The 8,435-nt window shown below is 65.5% G+C and carries 7 protein-coding genes; 6 read left to right on the top strand and 1 reads right to left on the bottom strand.

The window, feature by feature from the left end:
* Nucleotides 1-360 precede the first annotated feature (360 nt).
* The 5 genes from EJV47_RS17540 to EJV47_RS17520 all read left to right on the top strand — a co-directional run bounded on the left by EJV47_RS17540 (nt 361) and on the right by EJV47_RS17520 (nt 5,517).
* Complete coding sequence (locus EJV47_RS17540; protein ID WP_126694472.1) at nt 361-1,542, top strand: lysophospholipid acyltransferase family protein; 1,182 nt, start codon at nt 361-363, stop codon at nt 1,540-1,542.
* Nucleotides 1,543-1,718: 176 nt separating this feature from the next.
* Nucleotides 1,719-2,699 (top strand): alpha/beta hydrolase fold domain-containing protein, encoded by a 981-nt coding sequence (locus EJV47_RS17535; protein WP_126694471.1) that lies wholly within the window; start codon nt 1,719-1,721, stop codon nt 2,697-2,699.
* Between the two features lie 173 nt (nt 2,700-2,872).
* Nucleotides 2,873-3,367 (top strand): phasin family protein, encoded by a 495-nt coding sequence (locus EJV47_RS17530; RefSeq protein ID WP_126694470.1) that lies wholly within the window; start codon nt 2,873-2,875, stop codon nt 3,365-3,367.
* Between the two features lie 79 nt (nt 3,368-3,446).
* Entirely contained in the window at nt 3,447-3,797 is a 351-nt protein-coding gene (locus EJV47_RS17525) for a hypothetical protein (RefSeq protein WP_126694469.1), read from the top strand.
* A 34-nt stretch (nt 3,798-3,831) separates the two neighbouring features.
* Nucleotides 3,832-5,517 carry an ABC1 kinase family protein gene (locus EJV47_RS17520; RefSeq protein ID WP_126694468.1) on the top strand — a complete coding sequence of 562 codons (1,686 nt, stop codon included), beginning with the start codon at nt 3,832-3,834 and terminating at the stop codon, nt 5,515-5,517.
* 85 nt (nt 5,518-5,602) lie between these two features.
* Here the strand turns inward: EJV47_RS17520 and EJV47_RS17515 are convergent, their stop codons facing one another.
* Nucleotides 5,603-5,866 (bottom strand): hypothetical protein, encoded by a 264-nt coding sequence (locus EJV47_RS17515; protein WP_126694467.1) that lies wholly within the window; start codon nt 5,864-5,866, stop codon nt 5,603-5,605.
* A 388-nt stretch (nt 5,867-6,254) separates the two neighbouring features.
* On the opposite strand from EJV47_RS17515, the gene EJV47_RS17510 reads away from it, so the two are divergent.
* A complete protein-coding gene (locus EJV47_RS17510) occupies nt 6,255-8,432 on the top strand; it encodes a hypothetical protein (protein WP_126694466.1) in 2,178 nt (725 codons plus the stop codon).
* Nucleotides 8,433-8,435 lie beyond the last annotated feature (3 nt).

Raw genomic sequence — 8,435 nt, 5'->3', positions numbered from 1 at the left:
GAGCACTGGCTCTAACCCACAAGGTCGAGGCCGAAGCCCCGCATTTAGGGATGGTAGGTGACTCCGCTTCCTTGGCTGGCTACCCAGAAGATAGGGCAGTGCAATCATACAAGGGGTGGTTGAAAAATTAGAGTTAGAAATTACTATCCCACATCAGCACGCGAGATGTCTCGACAAGCTCGACATGACGCCCTTTTATGGCCGTGCAACGACAGGTCAACCACCCCTAAACCCTCCGCCGCTGAGGAGGGGAACTAGCCGCTAGCCCTGGCCGGGCGTCGTTGCGGTTACGGGCAAACCTGTATCTTGGAAACCCCTCCTCCGGCCCGCCCAAGGGCTTTCTTCCGCCGCATTTCCGCCATGTCCCTGGCTTCTGCCCCCGCCGCCACGCCGCCGCCCCCACCGTCGGCGGCCATCCGCGCCAATCAGCACATCTACAACGACTACTTCGACGAGGACTTCGTGCGGGCCCTCGACGAAAACGTCATGCAGCTGCTCGACCGGGTGTGGTTCCGCTCCCGGCTGGTGGGCTTCCTCGAAAACTACCCCGAGCGCAACAACCCCGACCGGCCGCTGATTTTCTGCTCCAACCACTCGGGCATGGCCTTTCCCTGGGACGCCATGGTGGCGCTGTCGGACCTCTACCGCTCCGTGCCGCGGCCCGAGGATATGCCCCGGCCGCTGTCGGCGCCGCTGCTCTCGCAGTCGGCCCTGATGAACCCGTTTCTGCTGCGCGACTTCTGGAAGCGCGCGGGCTGCGTGGACGCCACCACGCTGAACTTCGAGACGATGATGTACTACAACGACCACAACCTGATGCTGTACCCCGAGGGCGTGCCGGGCATCGGGAAGGGGTTCAACCGCAAGTACCAGCTGCAGCGCCTGGCCAGCAGCATCGTCCGCCTCAGCATTCAGCACAAAACCGATCTGGTGCTCTTCTCGACCGTCAACGGCGAGTACCTTAACCCCGGGGCCTACAGCTGGGACTGGCTGAACCGGCTGGTCAAGAAAATCGGCATTCCCTTCCTGCCGATTACCTGGCTCATCATCGGTATCATCCTGCAGCCCTGGGTGTTCTACATGGCCTTCCCGGCCAAGCTCACCTTCGTGCTCGGCAGCCGCCTGCGCCCCGCCGACTGGACCGACAAGCCCTTCGAGGAAATGACCCGCGAGGATTTTGTGGCCCTGACCGAGCGCGTGCACCAGCAGATGCAGCAGGAACTCGACGCGGCCGTGGCCCAGTACGGGCAGCAGCCATACAACGTAGGGGAGCTGTGGCAGCGCATGAAGCAGAACTGGCGCCTGTTCCCGTTCTACCTGCCGCCGTTTTGGCCGCTGCTGTTCCACGAGTTTGAGCGCGGCTACCGCAAGTACGGCCCCAAGTACAAGCTGCGGCTCAGCGGCTTCGGCACCACGCTGCGGCTGCTCTGGCGCAATCCGTTCGTCATCAGCTTCTTCATTCCGGTGCTGGGTTTGATTCCGATTGCCATCCGCGGTTACCGCAGGCACAGCATCGGCGAGAAGCTACCGGGGCAGGAGTAGGGTTGCTGAGCGGCTCTATCGTGCTCTGCATGACGTACCGATTAAGTAGAGCGTGCAATCAACCCGCCGAACTCCTATATTTCAACTCTTTCCCCGGGCCCTGCGTTATAGCAAGGCCCACCATTCGCGCCTGAGCGGCTGCTTGCCCGGCCCCTCGCCCTTCCGCCTTCCCACCCATGCCTTCCTATCAACACCAGCTCGTGAAGCGGCTGCTTTCGGCCGCGGCCGGCCCCATTGCCCGCCACCGGCCCTCCGTCAACGGCCTGCGGCTGGGGCTGGAGCTGAGCACCTTACTGCAGTTTATGCCCTGGGGCGTGCACTTCCACCGCGCCGAAACCGGCTGCGACGTGGTGGCCGAGTGGATTGAGCCCGAAGGCGCCGACCAGCAGCGGGTGCTGCTGTATTTGCACGGCGGCGGCTACGTGATGGGGTCCTTGAATACCCACCGCGGCTTCATCGGCGCCCTGGCCCAGCGCTGCGGCCTGCGGGCCCTGTCGGTCGACTACCGCAAGGCCCCCGAGCACCCCTTCCCGGCCGCCCTCGACGACGCGCTGGCCGCCTGGCGCTGGCTGCTCACCCAGGGCTACGCCCCGCACGACATCATGCTGGCCGGCGACTCGGCCGGCGGCGGCCTGGTGCTGGCCCTGCTGCTGCACCTGCGCGACGCCCGGCAGCCCCTGCCCGCCGCCGCGCTGTGCTTCTCGCCCTGGACCGACCTGAACCTGCCCGCCAGCGTTGACCACATTCCCGACGAGGCCCGCTTCATCGAAGCCCTCGAAATCCGGTCCTGGGGCCGGCACTACGCCGCCGATACTCCGCTGACGCACCCGCTCGTCTCGCCCCTGTACGCCGAGCTGCGCGGCCTGCCCCCTTTGCTGCTGCAGGTATCCGACGGTGAATTGCTCTTCCACGACTCCCTGGCCCTGGCGGCCCGGGCGCGGGCCGCTGGCACCGCCGTCACGGTGCAGCAGTTTGAGGGGCTGGTGCACTGGTGGCATCTGTTCTGGCGCGCCGTGCCCGAAGCCCGCACCGCCCTGCAGCGCACCGCCGGGTTTGCCCGCGGCGTGTGGGCCGCTCAAGCCGCCGCGCACCGGTCCGTGCAAAAGCTGCCGGGCGTTTTGCCCGCCGGTCCACGAGCGGTGCGGGCCGCGGCCTGAGTGTGAATTCGGCCGGGTGGGCGGCCCGGGAAATTTTCTGCAAAAAATTGGCCGTCAAGCACCCCGGAATATTTAGCTTTTCGTAGGTTTGTGGCAGGTAGTCGGCATGCATACTACTTTGGGGCCTGCGGGCCTGCCGCGCCGGTTCTCACCATTCCCCAACTTTTTCGACCATGGAAGACCTGTTTAAGAAGTTCATTTACGCTGGTGTGGGTTTCGTGTCGCGCACCAACGACCGGGTGCAGGACACCATCAACCAGCTGGTGCAGGAAAACAAACTCTCCCAGAAGGAGGGCGAGAAAATCCTCGCCTCGCTGCAGAAAAACACCGACACCAAGCGCAAGGAGTTCGAAACCCAGATCAACAGCATTGCCAAGCGTGTGATGAAAGGCATGGGCGTGGCGTCGAGCACCGACGTGGAGGAGCTGAAGCGCGCCGTGAAGGGCTCGGCCGGCAAGTCGGCCAGCGGCTCGAAGAAGGCCAGCGCCCCGGCTGCGGAGGCGCCGGCCGCGGCCAAAACCGCCGCCAAGGCTACCACCAAAGCCGCCGGCGCGGCCAGCACGGCCGCCAAGAAATCGGCGGCGGGCAGCAAGGGCGGTGCGGCCACGGCCAAGAAGTCGGCGGGTGCAGCCCCGGCGGGCAGCGGCTCGGAAGGCGGCAACGCCTAAGCCGTTTTCGTAACAGTTCACCGAGCCAGCCTCGCCTGCCCAGCGCAGCGGGGCTGGCTTTTTTGTACCGCCCGTAGCCATGCTCGACGCTTTTCTGGCCTGGTTGATTGACAAGCTCCCGCGCCTAAGCCCGCACCCAGTAGCGGCGAAGCTGCAGGAAGCTGCGCAGCTTCTTGCAGCTTCGCAGCCCACGCCGGAGGTACGGTCGCCTGACTCGGGCCGCACGGCCCAGGACTTGATGGCCAGCTACGAGGAGTTCCTGGCCCAGCAGGAATGGGAGTTGGCGCTGGATACCTTGGCCGAACTGGGCGCTACGTTGGCCCCGGTGCCGGCCCGGTTCTGGGAGCTGCTGGCCGAGGCGGCCGCGCAGATGCAGCTGCCCGCCACTGGCGCCTACTGGCAGCAGTGGCGCCCCGCCCCGGCCGACTAGCATTTACTTCTCCCGCGGGCCTAACTTGCCGCTAATGTTCAAGAATACGATAACCAACCTGGGCCGCATCCGCCAAGTAGTGGAGGTGCTGCTGCGCTACGGCTTCGAGGACGTGGTGACGACCACCGCGCTGCGGCGGCTGGTGCCCCGGCAGCGCCGCCGCACCTGGCAGCACGGCGAGCAGGCCGTATTCGACACCTCGCGCTGGGAGCGGGTGCGCATGGTTATCGAGGAGCTGGGGCCCACCTTCGTGAAGCTGGCCCAGGTGCTCAGCAACCGCGCCGACCTGCTGCCGCAGGCCCTGGTCGACGAGTTTGCCAAGCTGCAGAGCGCGGTGCCGCCCTTCGCCACGGCCGAGGCCAAGCGCATCATCGAGGCCGAAATCGGCCGGCCCCTCGGGGAGGTATTCAGCGAGTTCGAGGACGTGCCGCTGGGCTCGGCCTCCATCGGGCAGGTGCACAAGGCCCGCCTGCTCGACGGCACCGAGGTGGTGGTGAAGGTGCAGCGCCCCGACGCCCGCGACAAAATCACCACCGACCTGCACCTGCTACGGGAGCTGGTGAAGCTCACGGGCGGCTACCTGCGCAAGCAGGGGCTGAGCAACCCGCAGGACATCGTGGAGGCCTTCGAGCGGAGCATGATGCAGGAGCTGGACTACACCTCCGAGGCCCGGGCCATGGAGCAGTTTCGCAAGCTCTACGCCGATTACCAGACCTTCTACGTGCCCAAGCCCTACCGCGAGCTGAGCACGGCCCGGGTGCTGGTCATCGAGTTTATCAGCGGCTGCAAGATTACCGACAAGGATCAGCTGCTGCGCTGGCACCTGGACCCCGCCACGGTGGCCGAAACGGGCATGGACATCTACCTGACACAGATTTTCGAGTTCGGTATCTTCCACGCCGACCCGCACCCCGGCAACGTGCTGGTGCGCCCCGACGGCACCATCGTGCTCATCGACTTCGGCATGGTGGGCAGGCTGACCAAGCAGCAGAAGTACGCCTTTGCGGGCGTGTTCATCAGCATGAGCCAGCAGGATGCGCGCGGCATGGCCCTGAACTTCCGCCGCCTGGCCCTCACCGCCGACATCCGCGACATGCGCGCCTTCGAGGCCGAGCTGCAGCTGCTCATCGACGACTTCACCGGCCTCGACGTGAAGGAAATGAGCATGAGTGCCCTCGCGGAGCGCCTGCAGACCATCATCTACCGCTTCAAGCTGCAGGTGCCCGGCTCGGTGTTCCTGATTCTGCGGGCCCTGGTAATCCTGGAGGGCATTGGCAAGGTGCTGCACCCGGCCTTCAACACCTTCGAGTTTGTGCGTCCCTACGGCCGCCGGCTCATCCTGGAGCAGTACTCGGTGAGCAATGTGACGACCGAGCTGCAGTACACCGGGCAGCAGCTGCTGGCGCTGATGTACACCCTGCCCACGGATTTGCGCCAGATTGTGCGCAAGCTCAGCAAGGGCGAACTGCGGGTGCAGGCCCAGCTCAGCGGCTATCTGCCGCTGCTGCGCACGGCCGAGCGGCTGGTGTCGCGGGGCATTATTACGCTGCTGGCGGTGGCTTTCCTGCTGTTTTCGGGCCTGAGTTTGCTCGGTAACTACCCGGCCGGGCAGATGCCCTACTACCGCGGCCTACCCGCCGTGACTTGGTGGGGTCTGGGCGCCACCAGTTTCTGGCTGCTGGTGCTGTTTATCCTCACCATCCGGAAGGAAAAAAATTAACGGCGTTGCTCGATAAAAACAGCCGCCGCCCGGGTTCCGTCGAACGGAGCCGGGCGGCGGCTGTTTGGGTGCGTTGGCGCGGAAGCTAGGCCCGCGGCAGCAGCCGCTGCAGGCAGGTGCGCGTCTGCTGCCAGAGGTCGGCGGGCAGGTTCGGGGCGCGGCGCAGCAGCTCGAAGCAGCTGTGCAGCAGGTGCGCCTGCTGCTCCATGCTGAGGGCCTGCGGGGCGTGTTGGCGCTGGGCCCAGTCGGCCAGTAAATCAGCGGCGTCCATCAGGCGGCCCTCCGCCAGCACCGATTGGAGCCGGGCCGCGGGTGGCTGCCGGGCCGTAGCAGGGTTGAGGTGAAGCATAACGTGTTGGGTTGGTTGTGGAAAAGAGTGGGCAGGCTGAACGGTGGCAAGCTGACCCGGAGCAGTAAGCCAAAAGTGCGCAGGCCGTGGCGCGAACGAAAGTCCGGATGCCCTGGTTTTGTGACGCGCCGTTTGAGCGGCCAGCGGCGGACGGAGCCGTGGCTGCTGGCTCTTATACCCAATACTGCCGGTCCGGGTTTTGCCAATGGGAGCTGTTTTGTGACAAATCAATCGGCTGGGCGGGCCGGAAATGGCGCCGCCGAATGACTGGCCGGTAGGAGACGGGCTACTTTTTAAAACGCCCGGGTTGCGGCTCTGCCCCGGGGCGCTGAACTTTGCCGGTGTTTTCCCCGACCGGGTGGGCCGGTGGGGGTTGGGAATTTGTACTGTGGGTTTACCTTCTGTTTTTCGAGTGCTGGGCGTGGTGGGCGCCTTGCTGCTTGCCAGCCTCGGCGCGGCCCGGGCCCAGGCGCCCTTGCTGCGCGACGTGACCCTGCGCACCGATACGGCCAGCTACCAGCTCAGCCGGCACACCGTCATCGTGCAGGGCGAGCCGACGCTGTTCTTCTGGTTTCGGCGCGACGACGAGACGGTGGAAGTGCGCTTCTACCCCGAAAAACTGGCCGGCGACGAGCCGTTGCGCCTGCGCAAATCCACCGACTTTCAGCAGCTCGACTCGCTTACCCGCGAAGCCGACGGGGCCTGGCGCACCCGCATCAAGTTTCAGGACTTGACCAGCAGCCAGTTTATCCGGCTGGTGGTGGAGCAGCGCGGCGCCCCCGGCGACGAGCCCCTGCGCGACGTGGTGCCCCTGCTGCCGGTGGCCTACACCTCCGTGAACCTGCGCGGCTCCGACGACGAGCTGTTTGTGGGCGAAGAGAAAGTGCTGGCCCTGAACTCCTCCAACCCCCGCAACGTGCGCGTGACCGGCGAGTGGGTGCGCACCGAGGAGTTTGACTACCAGGTGACGCGGGAGCCCAACGGTACCCTGCGCCTGCACGTGCTGCCCAAGCAGCTCGGCCGCCGCACCCTCACCGTGAAGCTGCAGAGCGAGCGGCCCATGCTGCAGAGCGGCGGCCGGCTCAATTACCAGCTGCCCGCCCTCAAGCAGGAGTTCGTGGTGAAAGCCTCGCGCCTGCGCTTCCTCACGCCCGACAAGCGCATGGTCACGCTCGACGAGAACAGCCGCCGCCGCGGCGTGGAGCTGATTCTCGACAACGGCCGCGCCTTCGATCTGCGCCGCACTTACCGGGTGGAAGACCAGGAGGAGCCCGGCGGGGCGCTGATTGCCGAGCTGTTTACGCGCCAGTACCTCACCAACGACCGGGTACTGTGCTTCCTGCGCCCCTACAACACTCACCGCCAGACCGAGGGCTACCTCTACCTCAAGCAGAACGACCAGGCCCTCTACGTCACCAACCTCGACATCACGCCCAAAACCACCATTAGCTCGGTGCAGGTGCTGCACCGCGGCGGCGACTGGACTTCTTCGCTCAATGTGAGCCCCGGCGAAACGGTGGACGTGCGCCTGGAAGGGGAGGGGCTGCAGAAGGCCCGCTTCCACTTCGAGGATCTGCCCGTCATTCCCTCCGATTCCTCCATCCGCACCGACTCGCGGGTGGTGCTGCGCGTGCAGGTGCCCGTCACCTTCGACAAGCGCCGCAGCAACATCCTGAACGCCGGGCAGGCCACCGGGCAGGCGCTGAGCATCCGGGAGTTTCAGCGGCCGCACCCACTGGATTTCGTGTCGGTGAGCTACGGCGACGCGTCCCACCCCATCACCCGGCTCAACGGGCCGGTGCTGTTCGAGCGAACCGTGCGCGACGTGGTGTTCAGCTTCAACCCGAACGGCATCGATACCGACAAGGTCTTCTACGGCAAGCAGCTGCTGAGCTTTGAAATCCGCACGCTCAACAGCAAGGGGGAGCTGGTGGAAATCCGCAACGTCGACAACGTGGTCATCTGCCCGGGCGACAACTCGCCCCGGGCCGTGTTTTACCAGGACAAGGCCTGCCGCACCGACGCGCTGAGCCTGAACGCCCTGCTGAGCCGCAAAACCTACGACCTCGACGACTGGAGCCGCATCATCGTGACGGTGAAGCACCAGGCCGGGCAGTACAGCGACCCGGGCTTCACGCAGACGGTGGAGCTGGTGCTCAAGCGCAACTACAAGTTCGACATCGACATCAGCTTCCCGGCCGGCTTGCTCACGCGCCGCATCGGCGAGCCGAATGGCAGCTACACCTCGTTCGGGGGTATTTCGCTGGCCACGCTGGCCCAATTCAGCTTCTACCACCCCGAGAAAATCAACCGCCTGCGGCCCTACAAGGTGGGGGCGGGCTTCGTGGCCCTGAACGCCTTCAACCTCAATCCCGACAACAACGCCAACCGCGACCTGGGCATCGTGGTGCTGGGCTCGGTGTACCCCACCCGCCGCGACGCCAAGCTGACGTTTCCGCTGTACCTGGGCGGCGGCTACCTGCTCAACGGGGTCAAATCAGTGGCCACTGGCAAATCGTACCACTGGTTTGTGCTGTTCGGGCCGGGCATCGGGGTGCGGTTGTAATGC

It is taken from the genome of Hymenobacter gummosus (genome assembly GCF_003970915.1).
GTDB classification, from domain to species: Bacteria; Bacteroidota; Bacteroidia; order Cytophagales; family Hymenobacteraceae; genus Solirubrum; species Solirubrum gummosum.
The sequence above is the reverse complement of the archived record's forward strand: the minus strand, read 5'-3'. Positions and strand labels throughout refer to the sequence as shown.